Source organism: Streptomyces sp. KL109B, from assembly GCF_030766935.1.
GTDB lineage: Bacteria > Actinomycetota > Actinomycetes > Streptomycetales > Streptomycetaceae > Streptomyces.
In genome coordinates, this window is record NZ_JASERL010000001.1 from 850139 (window position 1) to 869890 (window position 19752).

Annotated in this window: 18 protein-coding genes; 9 read left to right on the top strand and 9 right to left on the bottom strand. The window is 72.7% G+C overall.

The genetic code is table 11. The annotated features are described in order from the left end of the window. Window positions 1–7: 7 nt before the first annotated feature. Window positions 8–640: a DUF6542 domain-containing protein gene (locus tag RBJ65_RS04090; protein WP_306317839.1), complete on the bottom strand. Its 633-nt coding sequence runs from the start codon at window positions 638–640 to the stop codon at window positions 8–10. A gap of 152 nt (window positions 641–792) precedes the next feature. Here RBJ65_RS04090 and ychF point away from each other — a divergent pair, with 152 nt between their 5' ends. The 9 genes from ychF (at window position 793) to RBJ65_RS04135 (ending at window position 11382) form a co-directional block, all read left to right on the top strand. Then, a complete protein-coding gene (gene ychF / locus RBJ65_RS04095) occupies window positions 793–1881 on the top strand; it encodes a redox-regulated ATPase YchF (protein WP_306317840.1) in 1089 nt (362 codons plus the stop codon). 80 nt (window positions 1882–1961) lie between these two features. After that, the gene (locus RBJ65_RS04100; protein WP_306317841.1) at window positions 1962–3041 is read left to right on the top strand and encodes a Gfo/Idh/MocA family oxidoreductase; all 1080 of its coding nucleotides are present in this window, start codon (window positions 1962–1964) and stop codon (window positions 3039–3041) included. Beyond that, window positions 3038–4309 (top strand): ATP-grasp domain-containing protein, encoded by a 1272-nt coding sequence (locus RBJ65_RS04105; protein WP_306317842.1) that lies wholly within the window; start codon window positions 3038–3040, stop codon window positions 4307–4309. The genes RBJ65_RS04100 and RBJ65_RS04105 overlap by 4 nt, the downstream gene beginning before the upstream one ends. Before the next feature lie 37 nt (window positions 4310–4346). Then, window positions 4347–5672 (top strand): acetyl-CoA carboxylase biotin carboxylase subunit family protein, encoded by a 1326-nt coding sequence (locus RBJ65_RS04110; RefSeq protein WP_306317843.1) that lies wholly within the window; start codon window positions 4347–4349, stop codon window positions 5670–5672. Then, the gene (locus tag RBJ65_RS04115) at window positions 5659–7080 is read left to right on the top strand and encodes an MFS transporter (RefSeq protein ID WP_306317844.1); all 1422 of its coding nucleotides are present in this window, start codon (window positions 5659–5661) and stop codon (window positions 7078–7080) included. Before RBJ65_RS04110 ends, RBJ65_RS04115 begins: the two co-directional genes overlap by 14 nt. 73 nt (window positions 7081–7153) lie before the next feature. Beyond that, window positions 7154–7759, top strand: coding sequence for a phosphoribosylanthranilate isomerase (locus RBJ65_RS04120; protein WP_306317845.1), 606 nt, complete (start codon window positions 7154–7156; stop codon window positions 7757–7759). Between the two features lie 181 nt (window positions 7760–7940). Beyond that, window positions 7941–9353 carry a phenylacetate--CoA ligase family protein gene (locus RBJ65_RS04125; protein ID WP_306317846.1) on the top strand — a complete coding sequence of 471 codons (1413 nt, stop codon included), beginning with the start codon at window positions 7941–7943 and terminating at the stop codon, window positions 9351–9353. Further along, window positions 9350–10114 (top strand): hypothetical protein, encoded by a 765-nt coding sequence (locus tag RBJ65_RS04130; protein ID WP_306317847.1) that lies wholly within the window; start codon window positions 9350–9352, stop codon window positions 10112–10114. Before RBJ65_RS04125 ends, RBJ65_RS04130 begins: the two co-directional genes overlap by 4 nt. Next, window positions 10111–11382: an amidohydrolase family protein gene (locus RBJ65_RS04135; protein ID WP_306317849.1), complete on the top strand. Its 1272-nt coding sequence runs from the start codon at window positions 10111–10113 to the stop codon at window positions 11380–11382. The genes RBJ65_RS04130 and RBJ65_RS04135 overlap by 4 nt, the downstream gene beginning before the upstream one ends. Before the next feature lie 47 nt (window positions 11383–11429). Here RBJ65_RS04135 and RBJ65_RS04140 read toward each other — a convergent pair whose 3' ends face one another. The 8 genes from RBJ65_RS04140 to RBJ65_RS04175 form a co-directional block, all read right to left on the bottom strand. Continuing rightward, window positions 11430–12140 carry a flavodoxin family protein gene (locus RBJ65_RS04140; protein ID WP_306317850.1) on the bottom strand — a complete coding sequence of 237 codons (711 nt, stop codon included), beginning with the start codon at window positions 12138–12140 and terminating at the stop codon, window positions 11430–11432. Beyond that, window positions 12065–12709: an aminodeoxychorismate/anthranilate synthase component II gene (locus RBJ65_RS04145; RefSeq protein WP_306317851.1), complete on the bottom strand. Its 645-nt coding sequence runs from the start codon at window positions 12707–12709 to the stop codon at window positions 12065–12067. Before RBJ65_RS04145 ends, RBJ65_RS04140 begins: the two co-directional genes overlap by 76 nt. Then, window positions 12706–14280: an anthranilate synthase component I family protein gene (locus RBJ65_RS04150; protein WP_306317852.1), complete on the bottom strand. Its 1575-nt coding sequence runs from the start codon at window positions 14278–14280 to the stop codon at window positions 12706–12708. The genes RBJ65_RS04145 and RBJ65_RS04150 overlap by 4 nt, the downstream gene beginning before the upstream one ends. Window positions 14281–14389: 109 nt before the next feature. Further along, complete coding sequence (locus RBJ65_RS04155; protein ID WP_306317853.1) at window positions 14390–15067, bottom strand: B3/4 domain-containing protein; 678 nt, start codon at window positions 15065–15067, stop codon at window positions 14390–14392. Further along, window positions 15064–16377 (bottom strand): Gfo/Idh/MocA family protein, encoded by a 1314-nt coding sequence (locus tag RBJ65_RS04160; protein ID WP_306317854.1) that lies wholly within the window; start codon window positions 16375–16377, stop codon window positions 15064–15066. Before RBJ65_RS04160 ends, RBJ65_RS04155 begins: the two co-directional genes overlap by 4 nt. A 44-nt stretch (window positions 16378–16421) precedes the next feature. Next, on the bottom strand, window positions 16422–17534 hold the full coding sequence (locus RBJ65_RS04165; RefSeq protein WP_306317855.1) for an Ldh family oxidoreductase: 1113 nt from the start codon (window positions 17532–17534) through the stop codon (window positions 16422–16424). Between the two features lie 38 nt (window positions 17535–17572). Further along, a complete protein-coding gene (locus tag RBJ65_RS04170; RefSeq protein WP_306317856.1) occupies window positions 17573–18874 on the bottom strand; it encodes a M20/M25/M40 family metallo-hydrolase in 1302 nt (433 codons plus the stop codon). Then, window positions 18867–19751 (bottom strand): sugar phosphate isomerase/epimerase, encoded by an 885-nt coding sequence (locus RBJ65_RS04175; protein ID WP_306317857.1) that lies wholly within the window; start codon window positions 19749–19751, stop codon window positions 18867–18869. The genes RBJ65_RS04170 and RBJ65_RS04175 overlap by 8 nt, the downstream gene beginning before the upstream one ends. Window position 19752 lies beyond the last annotated feature (1 nt).

Here is a 19752-nt window from a genome sequence, read left to right on the forward strand (position 1 = left end):
GGAGTGGTTACGCGGGGCGGCGCCGCGGCCCCGGAGCCTTCGCGTCGGGAGCCCGGCCGCCTCCGGACCTGCGCACCGCGGCCCGCCTGGCCATGAGCCGTACCTTCCGCACGCTCACCAGCACACCGGTGATGAGCGTCCCGCCGTACAGCCACACCGCGTTCATGGCGAGCGTCGTCGCGAGCCCCATGACCTGCGGGGCGAACCCGCCCGCGCCCTCGGAGATCGGCACGATGCCGACGGCGAACGCGATCGGCACCACGACCGGCGCCGTCACCAGGTCCGCTTTCCGCACCCACACCGCCGTAAGCCCGCTGACGAGCAGGAACAGCACTCCGTAGACGGCCGCCGCCCCGTCGAACAGCAGCCGGTCGAGGAAGCCGACCACCAGCATCGCGACGACGCAGAACAGACCGCTGCCGCGCCCGGTGAGCCGCGGGTTGGGGAAGCGGAGGGACGAGCGGCGCTTGCCGCCGGCGGGCGGCCTGCTCGCGCGGGTGGCCCGGTACACGGTGGCGGACTCACCGGACGGCACGGCGCCGTCGTCCTGACCACTCGGCTGACCCCCCTGCGCCTGCGGGGGCAGCGGGGGCGTGCGGCGGGGGCGGGCCTGCGGGGAACGCGTCCTGGGTTGCTCCACAACCCCAACATAGATGCGCTTATGTGCCCAATAGCCCAAGGGACACGCACTTTGGCAGACCTTGACGCAGCTTGGCCGAAGCGGGTCCGGTCGGGCGAGGCCGTAGACTGGTGGATCGCCCACACCCCACCTCTTGTACGGGAAGTCGCAACGTGTCGCTCACGATCGGAATCGTCGGTCTGCCGAATGTCGGCAAGTCGACCCTGTTCAACGCCCTGACCAAGAACGACGTGCTCGCGGCCAACTACCCGTTCGCCACGATCGAGCCGAACGTCGGCGTGGTCGGCGTCCCCGACGCCCGTCTCACCAAGCTCGCCGAGATCTTCTCCTCCCAGAAGGTCCTCCCGGCCACGGTCGACTTCGTCGACATCGCGGGCATCGTGCGCGGCGCCTCCGAGGGCGAGGGCCTGGGCAACAAGTTCCTGGCGAACATCCGCGAGTCCGACGCGATCTGCCAGGTCATCCGTGCCTTCCAGGACGAGAACGTCGTGCACGTCGACGGCAAGGTCGCGCCCAAGAACGACATCGAGACGATCAACACCGAGCTGATCCTCGCCGACCTCCAGACCATCGAGAAGGTCCTGCCGCGCCTCCAGAAGGAGTCGCGCATCAAGAAGGACGTGGCGCCGAAGGTCAAGGCGATCGAGGAGGCGAAGGAGATCCTGGAGCGCGGCGACACGCTCTTCTCCCAGGGCATCGTCCAGGGCAGCGGCAACGAGGAACTCCTCCACGACCTGCACCTCCTCACGACCAAGCCCTTCCTCTACGTCTTCAACGTCGACGAGGACGAGTTGACGGACGACGACTTCAAGGCCGAGCAGCGCGCCCTGGTCGCCCCCGCCGAGGCGATCTTCCTGAACGCCAAGCTGGAGGCCGACCTCGCCGAGCTGGACGAGGACGAGGCCCTCGAACTCCTCCAGTCCGTCGGCCAGGACGAGCCGGGCCTCGCGACCCTGGCCACCGTCGGCTTCAACACCCTCGGCCTGCAGACCTACCTCACGGCAGGCCCCAAGGAATCCCGCGCCTGGACCATCAAGAAGGGCGCCACGGCCCCCGAGGCGGCCGGCGTGATCCACACGGACTTCCAGAAGGGCTTCATCAAGGCCGAGGTCATCTCCTTCGCCGACCTGGTCGACTGCGGCTCCGTCGCCGAGGCGCGCTCGGCGGGCAAGGCGCGCATGGAGGGCAAGGACTACGTGATGCAGGACGGGGACGTCGTGGAGTTCCGCTTCAACGTGTGAAGCGGCGTGTGAAGTGGACTGGTCCGGGCGCGGGCAACTGGCCTGGGTGAGGGTTCCGGCGCTCTGTGAGGCTCTCGCCCATGACGAATTCCATGGGCACGAGGGGGACGAAGAGCGCCGGTCCTCGTAGCAGCGGGCAGCCGCACTCCGTGATAGTCGGGTACGGCCGCGCGGGCCGTGATCTGCATCATCGAGCCCTGCGTGACGCCCTCGGCGCGCGGCAGCCGGTGACCGTGGTCGACCCGCGGCCCGCCGACGGGCCAGGCGGCACCTGGGTGCCGGACGTCCGGGCCGCGGTGGCCGAGCTGCGTGGCGCGGGGTGCTCGCCCGCGGACGCCGTATTCCATATCGCGGTGCCACCGGGCGTGCACCTCGAATGTCTTGAGCAGCTGCTGGCCGTCGGCGCCCGGCGGTTCATTCTTGAGAAGCCGATCGCGTCCACCTTGCCGGAAGCCGTGCATCTGGTGGATCTCGTCGACGTCACTGGTGCCGTGGCGCTGCCGGTGAGCGTCTGGCCCGCGAGTCTTGTCACCGCGGCCACGGAGGAGATCGTCGCCGCCGGGGAGATCGGCGAGCCCCTCGCGTATCACATGGAACAGAGCAAGCCGCGGTTTCGCCGTTCCCTTCAGACGGCGGGCCACGCCAGTGCCTTCGAGGTCGAGCTGCCGCATCAGCTGCTGCTCGCCCTCCATCTGGCGGGCCCCGTCGCCGAGTTGAGCGCATCGCGCGCCTGGGATCTGCCGCTGCCCACCGGGCGGCTGCCCTGGCTGGGCGGCGCCGAGGTGCGGCTGCGCCACCACTCGGGTGTCATGACCACGCTGCTCACCGATCTCGCCTCGCCGGTACGCCGCCGCCGGCTGCATGTGCACGGCACCGAGGGCACGCTCGTCGCGGACTACCCGGTCAGCGGGGACGACGACTTCGGGCAGATACGGATCGCCGGGCGTCCCGTCCGCAAGGTCGTGGCCGATGCCCCGCTGACCCGGTTCATCGAGCAGGCCTACGCACACTTCCGCGGTGAGGGGCCCGCGCCGCGCGGTGATCTTGAAGCGCATCTGGAGTCCATGGAGTTGCTGGACGCCGCGCGGACCCGGGCGACGGGCCCCGCCCGGTGCGAGAGCGACCTCGCGGGACGCACTCGAGAAGGCAGGGCGGCATGAGCTCCGTGCTGGTCATCGAACCCCTGTCCTCCGGTGGCGAGTTGGTGAGGCGGGCCCGTGAGCTCGGGCATCGCGTCACGGTCCTCACCGGCGGTGGCGGGGCCCGCCGGGTGTCCTCCGAGGTCCTGGAGCGGGCCCATCGCGTGGTGGTCGCCGACACCTCCGTACGGTCCGCGGTGCTCGCCGCCGTACGGGAGCTGCACCGGGAGTCCCCGCTCGACGCCGTGCTGCCCGGCTTCGAGCGCTACGTGCCCCTCGCCGCCCGCGCCGCCGATCTGCTCGGGCTGCCCGGGCTCGGGCCGGACACCGCCGAACTCCTCTGCCTCAAGCACCGGATGCGGCGGGCCGTCGCCGCGGCCGGACTCGACCAGCCCGGGTTCCGGGCCGTCCACGACGAGCGCGCCGCCGTCGCCGCGTACGCGGAACTGGGGCCGCAGTGTGTGATCAAGCCCGTCGGGCAGTCGGGCAGCGCCGGAGTGCGCAAGGCCACGTCGGCGGACGAAGCGGTCGCGGCGTTCCGGCAGGCGCTGCGGGCCGGAGGGCTCGCGGGGGTCGCGGAGGGCGCGGAGAGCGTGGAGGGCGCGGAGAGCGTGGAGGGCGCGGGGGCGGGGCCGGGTCTGGTTGAGGAGTATGTCGAGGGGCCGGAGTACAGCGTCGAGGGTTATGTCGAGGGCGGGCGCGTGCACGTGCTCGGCATCACCGAGAAGGTGCTCGGGCCCGAACCGCACTTCGTCGAGGTCGGGCACATGGTGCCCGCTCCGCTCGGGCCCTCGCCCGCCCGGGAGATCGAGGAGTACGTCACCCGGGTCGCCGGCGCGGTCGGGCTGCGGATGGGCCCCTTCCACGCCGAGCTGCGGATGTCCGAGCGCGGGCCGCTCCTGATGGAGATCGCCGCCCGGCTGCCCGGCGACCGGATCCCCGATCTGCTGCGCCTCGCGCGCGGGCACGATCTGTACGAGATCATGCTGCGCTGCTATCTGGGGCTGCCCAACCCCGAACCCGTACGCGCCGAGAGCGACACCCGGGCCGGCATCCGCTACTTCCTCCGCCCCGAACTCGCCGACGGCTACACGGAGTTCACCGTCGATCCGGCGATCGGCGCCGACCCGCGCATCCGGGAGATCGGGGTGCTGCTGCCGCCCGGGAGCGCGCGCCCCGATCCGTTCAGTTCGGCGGGCCGCCTCGGCTATGTGCTGGCCGCCGGTGATTCGTACGGGGAGACGGCGGGCCTGCTGCGGCTCGCCGAGCTGTCCGTGAACTTCAGCTGACCTACGACGACCGTCAGACGACCGTCAGGAGACCTTGATGGACCGCCATATCCTCGTCATCAACCGCTGGACCAACTCCTTCGCCGAGTACCACCGCTACCTCGACCACACCGCCGACCGCGTCGCCTACCTCACCACCGAGGCGGGCAGCGGCCCGCTCGACCTCGATCTCGCCGAGGGCGTCGCGATCGTCGAGGACCTCGCGGACACCGGGGTCGCGGTGGCACGGGTCGGCGAACTCATCGCGCTGCACGGCCCGTTCACGCACATCGTGGCCCTGTCCGAGTTCGACCTGGAACTGGCGGGTGAGCTGCGGGAGCGGTTCGCCGTTCCCGGCCGGGGGCCGAAGGAGGTGGCCGCGGTGCGCGACAAGGTCGTCATGAAGCGGCTCGTCGCCGAGGCCGGTCTGCGGGTGCCCGCGTTCCGGGCCACGCCCACCGCCGCCGACGTACGGGAGTTCGCGGCGCTCCATGGCTACCCGTTCGTGCTCAAGCCGCGGGCGGGAGCCGACAGCCAGGGCGTCCATGTGGTGCGCGACGCCGCGCAGTTGGCGACGCTCCTCGACGACGCGCTCCTCGACGGCGGCGGCGCACTGGCCGATGCGCAGTGCGAGGAGTTCGTGGACGGGGTGCTCTACCAGGTCGACGGTGTGATGGCACGGGGCGAGCTGCTCACCTCGCGCAGCTGGCGCTGCGGCGGCAGCTGCCTCGACTTCGCCACCGGCACGGCCTTCAGCTCCGTGGCCAATGACGACCGGGAGTTCGAGCGCAGGGTCACCGCCTTCGCCGAGCGGGTCTGTGCCGCCCTGGCCCTCACCGACGACGTGTTCCACCTGGAGGTCTTCCGTACGGAATCCGACGACATCGACGACATCGACGACATCGACGACATCGTGTTCCTGGAGATCGGGGCGCGGGCCGGCGGCGGGCAGGTGCGGGTCGTCTGGGACGAGGTGTACGGGGTCGATCTCGTCGCCGCGTCGGCGCAGACGCAGATCGGGGACGTACCGAAGGTCGAGGCCATGGACCTGGAAGGACCGGTCGCCGGCTACCTGATGATGCCCGAACCGCCGGTGCGCCCCGCGGTCGTCGACGCCGTCGACTCGCTCCTCGGCCGGGTGCCCGCGCTGTACGGCGAGACGCTGCCGCCGCCCGGCGCGGTGCTCTCCGGGAACGGCGGCGCCGTGCACACGGCGGGCACCTTCCGGTTCAGCGCGGCCCGCGCGGAGCTCGTCCAGACCGCGATCCAGGAGACCCTCGCCGCATACCGCATCGCCTGGCACCCGCTCCACGAGCGGCCCGCGGCCCGCGACGCCCAGCAGCCCGCGGCCGACCCTCGTGAGGTGAGCGATGTCCTCGTCTAGGGGCGTGCTGACGGATCAGGCTGGACGCGGGCGGCCGCATCCGTCCGGCTCCGCGAGCGACGACAACGCCGCAGATGTGCGTGCCGGGGCCCGCGACTCCAGCAAGATCCGTCAGCAGGCCCCTCGCCTGCTCACCCGGCCGCCCGGGCCGGAGAGCACACCGGTCGCGCGGCGCGGGCTCTGGCACCACCGGGACTTCCGGCGTCTGTGGGGTGGGCAGACCGTCGCGCTGCTCGGCTCCCGTGTGACCGAGCTCGCCCTGCCGCTCACCGCGATCGTGCTGCTCGACGCGAGTCCGGCCCAGCTCGGGTTCCTGAACGCCGCCCAGTATCTGCCGGTGCTCTGCGTGACCCTGTTCGCCGGGGTGATCGCCGACCGGGTGCGGCGCAGGCCGCTGATGATCGGCGCCAACCTGGGGCGGGCCGCGATCCTCACCGTGGTGCCGCTGCTCGCCTGGCTCGGGGGACTCAGTGTCGGTGCGCTGTGCGCCGTCGCGTTCGCCACGGGGGTGCTCACCGCGCAGTTCGACGTGGCCTACCAGGCGTATCTGCCGTCCCTGGTGTCGAAGGAGCAACTCGTCGAGGGCAACAGCAAGTTGCAGGGCAGCCGGTCCGTCGCGGAGTCCGCGGGACAGGGCCTCGGCGGCACGCTGATCCAGGTCCTGACCGCGCCCTTCGCGATCCTCGTCGACTGCCTCGGCTATCTCGTCGCGGCCGTCGCGCTGCTCCGCATCCGCACCCCGGAGGAGCGGCCCGCGCGTGCGGGCGCCCGCCGTTCCGTGCGCAAGGACATCGCGGAAGGGCTCCGGATGACGCTGCGCAGCAGGCTGCTGCGGGTGATCATGCTGCACGCCTCCTGGTACAACCTGCTCTGGGACGTGGTCCTCGTCGTCTTCCCGCTGTACGCGATCCGGGTGCTCGGCCTCGGCCCCGCCGGGCTCGGCCTGGTCGTCGCGGCGGGCAGCGTGGGTGCGCTCGGCGGATCGCTGGCCGCGCGCGGTCTCGGGGAGCGCCTCGGGACCGGGCCCGCGATGGTGCTCGGCATGGCGGTGGCGTCGGCGGCGACGCTGCTGGTGCCGCTGGCGCCGAACGCCGGCCGCGGAGTCGGGCTCGCGGTCCTCGTCTGCGGCTACGTCCTCAACGGAGCCGGAATCGCGGTCTTCAACATCCACTCCATCGCGCTGCGCCAGGCCACCGTGCCCGTCGAGCTGATCGGCCGGGTCAGCGCCACGTTCCGGTTCGTCACGTGGGCGGTGATCCCGGCGGGCGGGCTGCTCGGCGGTCTGCTCGCGGCGGCCGTGGGGCTCAGGGCCACGCTGCTCGTCACCGCGGTGGGACTCTCGGCGGGGGCGCTGGCCTTCGTGTTCTCGCGTACGGCGCGGCAGGCCACCGGCGGTCGTACGGCATGATCCGCCGTGCACGGAAGCTCGGCTCGTTCATGCTCGGCTCGTTCATGCTCGACTCGTTCATACAGGAGGAACGGTGTACGTAAAGGTGTGCGGTCTCAGCCGCGAGGCCGATGTCGACGCGGCGGTGGCGGCCGGGGCCGACGCGGTCGGCTTCGTGCTGACGGCGAGCCCCCGGCAGGTCACGCCGGACCGGGCGCGCGAACTCGCCGCGGCCGTCCCGGAGTCGGTCACCACCGTGGCCGTGTTCCGCGGTGAGCCGCTCGACGAGGTGCGCGAGGCCGCGGCCCGTGCGGGTGTGACGGCGGTCCAACTGCACGGCGGTGAGCCCCCGGAGGCCTTCGCCGCGCTGCGCGCCGACGGGTACCTGGTGGTCCGCGCCACCTCACCGGACGAGGCGGCCCCGCTGGTCACGGGCGCGTACGGCGAGGACGCGCTGATCGTCGACTCGCCCCGGCCCGGCTCCGGCGAGCGCTGGGACCCGGCCGCCCTCGGCGGCACCTCGCCCGGCGGACACTGGATGCTCGCGGGCGGCCTCGGCCCCGGCAACGTCGGCGACGCGGTGGCGGCCCTCCGCCCCTGGGGCGTCGATGTGTCCAGCGGGGTGGAGAGCGCGCGGGGCGTCAAGGACCCCGCCCTCATCGAGCGCTTCGTGAAGGCGGCCAAGGAGGCGGCGGGCTGAGGTGGCCGAGGTGGCCGAGGTCGCCGAGACGGCTGCCACCTAGGGGCAACTCGCTGTCCCTTAAGGCGGATTGAGTGTCGCGCGGGGCGGGCCGCAGTATCGGACGTGCCGCTTCCCGGACGCGTACGGGCGCACATCGTGCACGGCTGATTCCATCGCACCCGACCCGCCTGGGGGACACATGTGGCTGCCCACCTCCGAGAAATACCGGGACTTCCTCGACCGCTATCTGCCGCTGCACAGCAGCTACGCCGCCGGTGAGCTCACCGAAGAGGCGTGGCGGGAGTGGGCGCGGGAGCAGTTGCGCCGGGTCGTCGCGCTCACGCAGGAGGGTTCGCCGTTCTACGCGAAGCACCTCGCGGGGGTGGACCCCCGGTCGTTGACCCTCGACGACCTGCCAGGGCTGCCGTTCACCACCAAGGACGATCTGCGCGCCGCCCGGTACGACATCCTCAGCCGGGACCTCGACGAGGCCTGCTTCTTCTACGAGACCACCGGCACCACGGGGCCCGCCACCCCCTGCCCGCGTGACCAGCGGGAGGTCATCGCCTCCAACACGCAGGTCACCGAGGGCTGGCGGAACATCTTCGCCGACGTCTTCGGCGACCGCGCCCCACGGGTGGGTGTCATGGGCCCCACCGAGGTGCACTCGCTCGGTGACACCCTCGGCGACGTGGCCCGCAACGTGGGTTCGGCGGTGGCCAAGATCTGGCCGTACTCGCCGGTGATCGGTTTCCCCAAGGCGCTCCAGCTGATGCGGGACCTCGCCCTCGACGTGGTGTTCTGCACGCCCAACGTGGCGCTGTCCCTCGCGAAGGCCGCCCTCGCCGAAGGGCTCGACCCGCGCCGGGACTTCGCGGTGCGGGTCTTCCTCGTCACCGGCGAGATGTGCACGCCCGACCTCGCGCGGCAGATCGACCAGGCCTGGGGCGCGCGCACGTACAACGCGCTCTACGGCGCCCAGGAGTCCCTGGTGATCGCGTCCGCCTGCGCGCGCGGCCGGCTCCATCTGGCCAGGCCCAACTACATCGCCGAACTCGTCGACCCGGACACGGGCGCGCGGCTCGGGGCGTACGGCACAGGGGAGCTCGTCGTCACGATGCTGATCGACGGCATCAAGCCGCTGATCCGCTACCGGACGGGCGACCTCGTCGAGATCGCGCCCAACGACTGCGGCTGCGGCATCCAGGGGCCGCTCGTCACGGTCGTCGGCCGCACCCGCGACCGGCTCGTCCTCGGTGAACGCGGATTCCAGGCCTGGGAGATCGAGCGGGCCGTGCTCGACGGGATCGACGGCGCCTACGGCTACCAGGTGGTCATCGACCGCGACGGGACCGGCGAGGATCTGCTCACCGTCCGGCTCGACCTGCCCGGCGGACCGGACCCCGCACGGCAGAGCGCCCACGCCGCGCGGGTCGCCGCGCGGCTCGGCGTGCGCTGCCGCAGCGAGTTCCTCGACGATCTCGACGCCATCACCACCACCGGCGCCTTCGTCAGCTGGAAGGCGGCCCGGATCCACGACCGGCGCACCGCCGACGACCACGAGACGGCCGCCGCCCGGCGGCTCGCCGGAGCACGGGGGCACCGCTCATGACCGAATCACCGCTGTACGCGGGCCGGTTCCCGGCCGTGCCCGCGGGCCACAACCTCTTCGGGGCCGCGGATCTGGATCTCACGCCGTTCCCCATCCTGTGGGAGCCCGCGCGCATCCCCGGATCCCCGCTGCTGCGGCCGGGCACCGTGCGCATCGGGACGCTCGGCCCCGAAGGCACCACCTCGATGGTCGCCATCGAACGGCTCGGCCACCGGCTCGCGCACCTCGGTGGCGCCGACGTCAGGCCCGTCCCGTACGACACCTTCGACGGGCTCCTGACCGAGGTGGGCACCCGTGGCGGGCCGCCCTACGCCCTGGTGCCGGGCGCCGCCGAGTGCGCGACCAAGTTCTTCTGGTCGCCCAGGCTCTGCCTGGACGCGACCTTCTCCACGCCCACTCCCGCGTACGGCATCGCCACCCGCGACCGGCGCCTGCGCGAGGGCCCGCTGCACCTCGCCACCCTGCACGAGACCCGGAGCCTCGTCGAACTCCTCGACGGCCACGAGGGCGGGCGCGGCGGCTTCGAGATCGTCTGGGTGCCCGCCGAGTCCACCCTGCACGCGGCCCAGCTCGTGGCCGCCGGGCACGCGGACGCGGCCATCACCAATGAACCGGGGTGCGCGGCCCACCAGTTGACGTTCCAGGTGTCACGGCCCGGCGCCGCCATGGTGTGGATGGTCTTCGGTCCCGCCGCGCCCGGCCGGCCCCCGACCGGCACCACCCGCACCACCCGCCACTCGTCGAGGAGCCGTGCCGCATGACCGTCGACCGCCGACTGCTGCTGCACGACGTCACGGTGCAGGAAGGGCTCGGCCGCGCCTCGCTGCCCGCCCGCTCGGTGCTCGTGGCCGGCGAGCGCATCGAGGCCGTGCTGCCCGCCGCCGAGGCACCGGCCGACGGTGACTTCCTGCGCTGGGACCTGGGCGGCGCCACGGTCCTTCCGGGGATGACGCTGGGCCACACCCACATCGCGTACGTCAATGTCACCACCGGCCGCGAGACCCTCTTCAAGTACCGGGTCCCGGAGGTCACCCTGCACGCCGCCCGGCACGCGGCGGGTCTGCTCGACTGCGGCTACACCGCGTTCGTCGGGGCGGGTTCGGTCGCCGGGATCGACATGGCGCTGAAGAACGCCATCGAGGCCGGGGTGATCGCCGGGCCGCGCGTCACGCCGTGCAGCCGCGACCTCATGGTGTCGGGCCCGCCCGGCCGGCGCAGCCCCGAGCTGAAGCAGCGGATGCCGCGCGAGCTGATGCCCGTCGTCGACGTGCTCGGCGATCTCGTGAAGTACACCGAGGAGGAGATCGACGAAGGCGCTCAGATCATCAAGGTCTTCTCGTCCGGCGACGACACGTTCCCCAACGCCCGCTCCGACGAACTCCTCTTCACGCGCGAGGAGTTGGCCACCGTCGTCGAGGTCGCCCACCGCAGGGGCGCCCGGGTGCGGGCCCACTCGCGCGGCCTCGAAGGCATCCGCAACGCCCTGGCCGCCGGGGTGGACGTCATCGACCACGCCACGTACGCGGACGACGCGGCGCTCGAAGAGATCGCCGAGCGAGGGATCTTCGTCGTGCCGAGCCTCTTCCAGCCGGACCGGCTGCTCGCGCTCGGTGAGCGGTTCGGCAAGGCCCCGGACCATCTGGAGGCCCTCGACTTCAAGGACGAGATCGAGAACACCCTGTACTTCCTGCCCAGGGCGGAGGAGCTCGGCCTGAAGATCGTGCCGGGTGACGACTTCGGGTTCGCCTGGACTCCGCACGGCAGTTACGCGGACGAGCTGGTGATGTACGCCGAGCGGGCGGGCATCGCCGCGGAGACGGTCCTCAAGTGGGCCTGCGCGCACGGCGCCGAGCTCGCCGGGCGCGGCGCCGACGCCGGGGTGGTCGAGGCCGGGCGCCTCGCCGACCTGGTGGTGTGGGAGCGGGACCCGGCGGCCGACCTCAGGGTGCTCCAGGACAAGGGCGCGCTGCGGTCGGTGCTGATCGGCGGGCGGCATGTGGCGGGCCCGGTGGCGCCGCCCGCCGCCTGACGCCGACTGCCCGGACCGGTCCGGGCCGCTCTGACCGGCCGGGTTGTTCACCGTGTGGGGGTGAGCAGCCCGGCCCTTTCGTTGCGGGGCAGGGAGAGCAGGCGGGCGGTGTCCTCGCGGCCGCCGTGCGGCAGCAGCAGGATCCGCAGCATGTCGATCATCCGGTCGACCAGGCTGTGCGCGGCCGCCATGCCCTCGTCGTCCCCGTGCGGGGCGAACTGGTCGTGGATGAACGCCGGGAAGCCGCTGCCCGCCAGGATCATGCGGTTGAGCAGGACGTTGTCAACGAGCTGGCCGTACACCCGGTCGTGGCTGTAGCGGCGCCCGGTGACCACGACACCGGCCACCTTGTTCGCGAGCGGCCGCTCGAAGCGCAGATGGCCGACCCCGGCCCGCTCGATGAAGTTCTGCATCACGGACGCCAGACCGAAGCCGTGCACGGGAGCCGCGTACAGCACACCGTCCGCGCGGATCAGCCGGTCCACGAGGGCCGGGGTGTCGTCGTCGAGCGAGCACGGCAGCGGGCGGATGTTGCAGTCGCCGCACGGTCCGCAGGGCGTGATGTCGTACTCGGCGAGCGGGATCACGTCCAGGTGCACCCCGTGCCCCGCGGCCGCGGCGGCGAGTTCCTGGAGCACCTTGGAGGTCAGCCCTTCCGGCCGCTCCGAGCCGTTGAGTGCGGCTATCGTCGCCCAGGGGCCGTGGCCGTGTCCTTCCGGGATGCGTCGGCCGTTCGCCACGAGTGTGTCGCTGCCCATCTCTTGGCTCCTTCAAGGAAGTTGTCGATGTAGGTGTAGCCGGACCGCGTCGTGATGGACTCCGGGTGGAACTGCACGCCCTCCACCGGCAGTTCACGGTGGCGCACACCCATGACCTGGCGGTCGTCGCGGGCCCGCGCGGTGACGATCAGCTCGTCCGGCACCGGCTCTGCGACCACGAGCGAGTGGTAGCGGGTGGCCGGCGTGCCCGGCCGCAGCCCGGCGAAGACGCCGCTGCCGTCGTGGTCGACGCGGCTCGACTTGCCGTGCACGGTGCGGGCGGCCCGCTCGATCCGCCCGCCGTACGCGAGGCCGATCGCCTGGTGACCGAGGCAGACGCCCAACAGCGGTGTGCGGCCCGCGAATTGGCGTACGAGCTCCACGTGGCCCGAGTCGGCGGGATGCCCGGGTCCTGGGCCGAGCAGCACCGCGTCGGGGCGGCGCCCGGCCAGCTCGCGCGGGGTCGCGGAACGGGAGCGGACGAGCTCGGTGCGGGCGCCGCGCTCGCGCAGATAGTGATCGATGATGTGCACGAAGCTGTCGTGCGCGTCGACGAGAAGGACCCTCATGCGGCACACCCCTCGCCCATGGTCCGCACGTCGTCAGCCAGTAGGTCGTGGGCCAGTACGTCGTCGGTCAGTACGTCGTCGGTCAGTTCCTCGCCGGTCAGGGCCGTGTACACCGCGCCCATCTTGATCAGTGTCTCGCGCCATTCGCCCCGCGCCGTCGAGTCGGCGACGACCCCGGCGGAGGCCTGGAGGGAGTAGGTGCCGGTCGCGCCGTCGTACACGGCGGTCCGGATGCACAGCGCGAGCGTCGCGGCCCGGCCGCGCACGTCGACCAGGCCGATCGCGCCCGCGTAGGCGCCGCGCGGCCGGCCCTCGATCTCGTGGATCAGCTCCATGGCCCGCACCTTGGGCGCACCCGTCATGGTGCCGGCGGGGAACGTGGCGCGCAGCGTGGACCAGGCGTCCTCGCCGTCGGCGAGTTCGCCGTGCACGGTCGAGACCAGGTGATGCACGTGCGAGAAGCGCTCCACGCTCATCATCGACTCGACCGCGAGGGTGCCGGGCCCGCTCACCCGGGCCACGTCGTTGCGGCACAGATCGACGAGCATGATGTGCTCGGCGCGCTCCTTCTCGTCGGCCGCGAGTGCGCTCGCGCGCCGGGCGTCCTCGGCGGGGTCGGCGTCGCGCGGCGCGGTCCCCGCGATGGGGCGCATCGTCAGCCGGCGCCCCTCGATCCGGAACAGCAGCTCGGGGCTGGCCCCGACGAGGGTGCGGTCCGCCCACGGCGCCAGGAACATGTACGGCGAGGGATTGCCGCGGCGCAGCCTGCGATACGCGTCCGCCGGGCCGAGCGCGGTCCGTACGTCGACGCGGTGGCCGATCTGGATCTGGTAGACGTCGCCCGCCGCGATGTGGTCGAGGCAGCGCCGGGCCCGGGACTCGAACTCCTCGCGGGGCACGGTGCCCGAGACCGTGTGCGCACGGGGCGCTTCAGGAACGGGACCGGGGGCCGGATCCAGCCGGCCGACCAGGTCCGCGAGGCGGCTGCCGAGCGCGCCCGCGTCCCCGAACTCCGCCGCGCTGGCGCGCAGATGACGCACGCCGCCTTCCGCGAGGTCGTAGTGCACGGTGTGCCGGAAGGCCGTCAGGGTGATGTCGGGCAGCTGGCCGGGCGCACGGGCCGGCAGCTCCTCCATGTGCCAGGCCGCCTCGTATCCGTAGATCCCGAGGAAGCCGAACGCGAAGGTGTCCGCGGGGAGTTCGGTGCGCACGTCGAACGAGCCGTCGAGCGCCCGGAGGAATTCCCAGGGCGCGCCGGGCGTGCGCTCGGCGAGGGCGCGTAGCCGGGCCACCAGGCCGGGCTGCCCGTCGATGCCGAGCTCTCCGCCCCGCACGGTGATCCGGGCGAGCACCTCGGCGCCCACCACCGCGGCCCGGCAGTCCTGGTCGGGTCCTGCCAGGCTCTCGAAGAGGAACACCTCGTCGTCGCCGAGGAGTTCGCGCAGGGCGGTGTACAGGGCGAGCGGGGCGTGGGGCGGCAGCTCGGCGGCCGACACGGTGACCCTGAGGTCCTGTAGGTCCTGTAGGCGGGGCGGCGCGGCGCCGGAGGGGGCGGTGGCGGTCGGCGGCATCGACGGTGGTCCTTTTCTGGTCGGGGCGCCGCTTCGGCGGCGTACCGCAAGCCAACCAACGAGCCGGCCACGCGACCCAGACCACTGGACCCGCCGGGCGGCGGTCCACTCACCCCGCCGCGCCCGCGAGCAGCCGCGCCGACTCCACCAGGGCGTCCCGGCAGGTGTCCTGGTCCACCCCCGGCACCGAGCAGGCCAGCAGCAGCACGCGCCGCGTGTCCGCCGTCACCGCCTGGTGGACCCCGTCCCGGTGCGCGAACAGGGAGAGCACCCGCTCCTCGTCCGCGAGCACCGCACGGCCCGCCTCGACGACCGCGGGGGCCGACGCCCCGAGCGCCGTGAACTCCTCCGTGCCGTCCGTGAGCCGCAGGTGTACGTCGCCCGTGAGCCGGTCGCGGTCGAAGACGCCGAGCGCGACGAGGCTGCGCACCGCCACCGCGTTGACCGCGTCGACCGCCGGGTTGATCCGCGGCCAGGAGCCGAGCGGCTTGCCGCGCAGGCCGCGGTCGACGAGGGCCTGCACGGACGGCGGCTGCTTGTCGGGGTGCGCCCCGATCAGCCGGCTGAGCTCGCGGTAGGCGGCGATGCGGGGCGCCGCACGGACCTCGGACCGGCTCGCCGCGTTCCATCGCGCGTGGGCCTCGGTCCACGCCGCCTCGACGGCAGGCGCCAACGCGTCGGCGCCTGCCCGGACTTGGGCCTCCATGGTGAGGACCTCGACCCCGGGGAGCAGCTCCCTGGCCTCGGGCGAGACGGTGATCCTGCGGAACGTGGCGCTGGTGGTCATGCGGTGCCTCCGGAGAAGGTCAGGTGGTGGGCCGTGCGCAGATCGAGGTCCTCGGCGGTCAGGACGCGGTCGGTGTCGATGAGGATGTTGTAGTGGTTCGGCGCGTGGCACTCGTCGAATCCGGCCACCCGGCCGAGCGGCCCGCCCGGCCCGGTCACCAGGTCGCCCCGCTCGATCACGGCGCCCACGGGGAACTCCGCGAAGCCGAGGAACCCGACCCGGTCCACCACGTCACCGGCGTGTGCCGGGCGGTCCACCGTCGTCACCAGCTCGTGCACCTCCCCGGCCCGCACACAGCGCGACCGCCACGGCGAGAGCACCATGCCGCGGTCCTCGCGCCGGTGGTAGAGCAGTTTCACCATGCGGGCGGCGGCCGGGTCCTTGGGGCTCATCCGCAGCCGCGTCTCCTTCACCCGGCCGATGCCGTACGCCTCTTCGACGAGTTCGACGATGTGCGGGCCACGGTCGGGGGCGCCACGACCGGCACGTACCACCTGATGGAAGTCGGCCATGATGCCCGCGTACTCGTGGTCGAGGGAGGACTTGAAGGCGTCGAAGCCCTCCAGCATGTCGGCGTGCAGCACGGAGCCGTCCTTGAGGTGCACCGTGATGTCCTTCTGCTCGCCGGTGCCGAGCGCCCAGTCGAGCTCCACGTCGACGGGTGTGCCGTCCGCGGTGGCGAGTTCGAGCCGGGCGCAGAACTCGACCCCGGCCCTGACATCGCCGATGGTGGCATCGCGCAGCGAGAGCGGGCCGAGCACGGTCTCCAGGGCGTCGAGGGCGTTCGGCCCGTTGTCGATCACGCAGCCGCCGCCGCACCTGTCGATGTCCAGATACCAGGCGTCCGTGCCCGAGTGCTCCTCGATCTTCTCGTTGTAGCGGCTGGTGACATGGGATATCCGGGCGGGGTCCGGCAGTTCTGCGGCCAGGCGCCGCACGTGGGTGTTGTAGCGGCGGTGGAAGGCCGTGAAGAGCGTGGCCCCGTGCTCCTCGGCCAGGTCTGTCAGCTCGTGCGCGTCCACGGCCGCCACCGTCAGCGGCTTCTCGCAGCACACATGGACGCCGGCGCGCAGCACGTCCCGTACGACCGGGGCGTGTGCGTGGTTCGGCAGCGTGATCACCACGCCGTCCACCAGGCCGGAGGCGAGCAGCTCGCGGTGGTCGGTGAAGGCGGTGACCTCCGGGCCGAAGTCCGTCAGCTTCGCGGCGTCGAGATCGCATACGGCGGTCAGCCGCAGCCCGGGGTTCTCCTGGACGGCCCGCAGGAAGAACGGCGCGATCACGCCGAGGCCGATCACTCCGATACGCATGGCTGTGTCCTCCTGAAGAGCGGTGGGTCGGGTCGGTCGGCGGCTCATGCGGTCGGCTCCAGAACGTGCTCGGTCAGTGCGGACGGCGCCGTGGTGGACAGCTGCCCGGCCAGCCGGACCAGGCCTTCGGCCACCGGGCCGGGCAGGGCGACGCCGTCCCGTACCGACTGCGCGTAGCGTGCCGCCTCCGGGGCTCCGGGGTAGGTGACGCCCTTCGCGTACGCGGCGACGGGGGAGTTCGCCACGGTGTCGAGGAGCGTGCGGTTCTCGGCGGCGATCCGCCCGGCCGAGCCGAAGGCGGCGGGGTCGATCACGATCGCCGTGTGGCCCACGTTGTCGTCGCCCGCGGGCTCACCCTTGAGCACGCCCGGCCGGGGCCCGTAGGCGGCGCCCGACAGGGGACCGCACAGGAGGTCGACGAGCAGGGCGAGCCCGAAGCCCTTGGCGCCGCCCGTCGCCGCGGGTCCGCCGAGCCAGGCGACGTCCGCCTCCTCGTCCATGAAGGCGGCCGGGTCCGTGGTGGGCGTCCCGTCGTGCCGGACGAGCCACTCCCGCGGCACCTCCCGGCCCTCCTTGTGCGCCGCCTTGATCTTGCCGGTGGCGACCACCGTGGTGCTCATGTCCAGGACGAACGGGGCGCCTTCGGTCACCGGCACCGCCGCGCTCAGCGGGTTGGTGCCGAGCATCCGGACCGTGCCGCCGAGCGGCGGTGCGACGCCCTGCGCACCGCAGTTGGTCATCGCGAGGCCGATCAGCCCGGCTCCGGCGGCCCGCTGCGTGTAGTAGCCGGCGCTGCCGAAGTGCGTACTGTTCCGCACCGCGACCATGCCGATGCCGGTCTGCCGCGCCTTGTCCATGGCGATGTCCATGGCCAGGTCCATGGTGACCAGGCCGAGCCCGCGGTCCCCGTCGAGCAGCGCGGTGCCCGCGGTCTCCTGGACGATGCGCGGGGCGGCGTCCGCGGCGATCCGGCCGTCGAGCAGGCGGGGTGCGTAGATGTTCACCAGGCCGTTCGTGCCGTGGGTGGTGAAGCCGTGCGCGTCGGCGTAGACGATGACATCGGCGGCGGTACGGGCCGAGTCGGCGTCGAGACCGCACGCGCGCAGGACGCGCAGGACGAAGTCGGTGAGCTCGGCGAGGGGGACGCTGGCGGTCATGTCGGGTTCCTTCTTCTTCGTGTGCGAGGGAGTTGGGGTCAGGCGGTGCGGGCCGCGAAGATGTGCACCAGGTTCTTGATGCGCCGCGCGTAGTCGTTCAGGTCGTCGAGGTGCACGTGCTCGCCCGGCGTGTGCGCGCCGTTCGTGTCGAGTCGGCCGGGGCCGCACACGGCCACGTACCGGCCGGGGGCCGGAGCCCAGATCGCGTCGCAGGTGAACGCGGAGCCGTCGGCGAGCGCGTCGTGCCGGCTGAACCCGGCGTCGGTGAGCAGGAGTTCGGCGTCCGGGTCGCGGTTGCTCAGGGTCGGCAGGCCGCGCTTGAGCCAGTCGAGGCGGACGATGCGCCGCCAGTCCCGTACGGTGCGCCGGCTGAACGGATCGTGCGCGTGCAGATGGCCGAATTCGGTACGGGCCTCCTCAAGCAGGACTTCGAGGGACGCCGCGAGCAGCTCGGCCTGCTCGGTGGCCGGATACGCGATGTTGAGCAGCAACTGGCCGCCGCCGTACACCCTGTTGTGCGCGTGGCCCGTGTGCAGCCCGGAGACGCACAGCTTCGCGCCCATGCCGTGCGCGAGCGGGCCCAGCTTGCGGGCCAGGAAGTCGGCGAGGAAGCCGAGCAGCACGGTCGCGTTGTGTCCTTCGCCCGGGTGGTCGTCGGTGGAGTCCTCGCCGCGCACCGTGATGCGGGGGGTCATCGCGGTGGTGCAGGCGTCCATGAACCGGTTGCCTGTCGGCTCGGCGAAGACCATGAGCCGTCCGGTGAACCCGGCGTCGATCAGCGCGCGGGTGCCGTACGTGCCCATCGCGCCGCCCTCCTCGCCGGCCACGGAGGCGAGCTGGACCTCGATCCGGCCGGCGAGGCCGGGGTCATCGGCGAACGCCGCGGCGACGCCCACGGCGGCGGCGATCCCCGGGCCCTTGTCGTCGACGGCGCCCCGGCCGTGCAGGATGCGTCCTTCCAGGTGCGGTGCGACGTGCGGTCCGACGGTGTCCACATGGAAGTTGACGACGAGGCGGCGCTGCTCGGGCGCCGGGGTGCCGAGCGCCACCACGGCCGACGGCTGCCCGGCGAGGAACCCCGCGAGGTCCCTGCGGGCCGCGTCGCGCACCGGCGCCGGCACCTCGGGGCGCTCCAGGATCTCCGGGGCGGGCGGCTCGTGCCAGGCCGTGCGGAAGCCGCGCTCCCGGGCGCCCGCCAGGAACACCCGCTGGGCGTCGGCGGATCCGTCGAGGGGTCCGCCCTCCAGGGGCGAGACCGAGTCGACGTCCATCAGCTCGGTCAGCCACTCCAGGTCGGCGGCGGTCAGCACGTCGGTGGCCGCCCTGGTCTGCTCAGGCACCGCTGGTCTCCTTCTGTGCCGATGCGCCCGTGGGGCACACGAGGGACGTGAACCGCCGGGCGTACGCGCGGTATCCGGCGGCCAGTTCGGCCGGGTCGCCGTCGAGCGCCAGATGCGGGATACGGGCGAGGTGCGGCTCGATGCTGTAGTCGCCGCGGTAGCCGGACGCCTCCAGGAGGCGCACGCACTCGGTGAGGCGGGCCGTGCCCTCGCCGGGCATCGTGAACTCGGCGCCTTCGTCGGGACGTACGAGACCGTCCTTGATGTGCACGTGCTCCACCCACGGCAGCACTTCCGCGAGGAACTCCACCGAGTCGTAGCCGTACGCGAGGCCGTTGCCGGTGTCGAAGAGCAGCCGGAGCCGGTCGCTCGCGACCTCTTCGAGGAGCCGCAGGGTCTCCTTGGCGCCCTGGCCGGCCCAGCCCTGGCAGTTCTCGTGCAGCAGGGTCACGCCGAGCCGCTCGGCCTCGCGGCTCAGGACCCGCATCCGGCGCAGCGCCTCGGTCCGCCAAGCGTGCGCCGGGCGGCCGTCGTTCGGGTACGACATGACGCGCAGCCGGTCGCAGCCGACCAGGGAGGCGGCGTGGGCGCTGCGTTCGAGCACGGCGAGTTCGGCGCCGAGGTCCGTGGCGAGGGTCGTGGACCAGCTGCCGATCGGGGTGTCCACGACCGGCACCCGCAGACCGGCCACGATGGTGCGGCGGGCCACGTCGGCGACCTCGCCCGCGGACAGCTCGTGCAGGCCCTGCCCGTCGACGGTGCGCAACTCCAGGGCGGTCAGGCCCAGTTCGTGGTGGATCGTCAGCTGTCCCGTGAGGTCGGCGGCGGCCTCGTCGCCGATGCCGCACAGCCGGTCGGGGGAGACGTGGAGGTCCATC

Coding starts and splice junctions, on each gene's coding strand:
- RBJ65_RS04100 (WP_306317841.1), top strand. CDS start 1,962: ATGACGAATTCCATGGGCACGAGGGGGACGAAGAGCGCCGGTCCTCGT.
- RBJ65_RS04155 (WP_306317853.1), bottom strand. CDS start 15,067: ATGACCACCAGCGCCACGTTCCGCAGGATCACCGTCTCGCCCGAGGCC.
- RBJ65_RS04110 (WP_306317843.1), top strand. CDS start 4,347: ATGGACCGCCATATCCTCGTCATCAACCGCTGGACCAACTCCTTCGCC.
- RBJ65_RS04165 (WP_306317855.1), bottom strand. CDS start 17,534: ATGACCGCCAGCGTCCCCCTCGCCGAGCTCACCGACTTCGTCCTGCGC.
- RBJ65_RS04175 (WP_306317857.1), bottom strand. CDS start 19,751: ATGGACCTCCACGTCTCCCCCGACCGGCTGTGCGGCATCGGCGACGAG.
- RBJ65_RS04125 (WP_306317846.1), top strand. CDS start 7,941: ATGTGGCTGCCCACCTCCGAGAAATACCGGGACTTCCTCGACCGCTAT.
- RBJ65_RS04135 (WP_306317849.1), top strand. CDS start 10,111: ATGACCGTCGACCGCCGACTGCTGCTGCACGACGTCACGGTGCAGGAA.
- RBJ65_RS04150 (WP_306317852.1), bottom strand. CDS start 14,280: ATGCCGCCGACCGCCACCGCCCCCTCCGGCGCCGCGCCGCCCCGCCTA.
- RBJ65_RS04115 (WP_306317844.1), top strand. CDS start 5,659: ATGTCCTCGTCTAGGGGCGTGCTGACGGATCAGGCTGGACGCGGGCGG.
- RBJ65_RS04160 (WP_306317854.1), bottom strand. CDS start 16,377: ATGCGTATCGGAGTGATCGGCCTCGGCGTGATCGCGCCGTTCTTCCTG.
- RBJ65_RS04145 (WP_306317851.1), bottom strand. CDS start 12,709: ATGAGGGTCCTTCTCGTCGACGCGCACGACAGCTTCGTGCACATCATC.
- RBJ65_RS04130 (WP_306317847.1), top strand. CDS start 9,350: ATGACCGAATCACCGCTGTACGCGGGCCGGTTCCCGGCCGTGCCCGCG.
- RBJ65_RS04140 (WP_306317850.1), bottom strand. CDS start 12,140: ATGGGCAGCGACACACTCGTGGCGAACGGCCGACGCATCCCGGAAGGA.
- RBJ65_RS04105 (WP_306317842.1), top strand. CDS start 3,038: ATGAGCTCCGTGCTGGTCATCGAACCCCTGTCCTCCGGTGGCGAGTTG.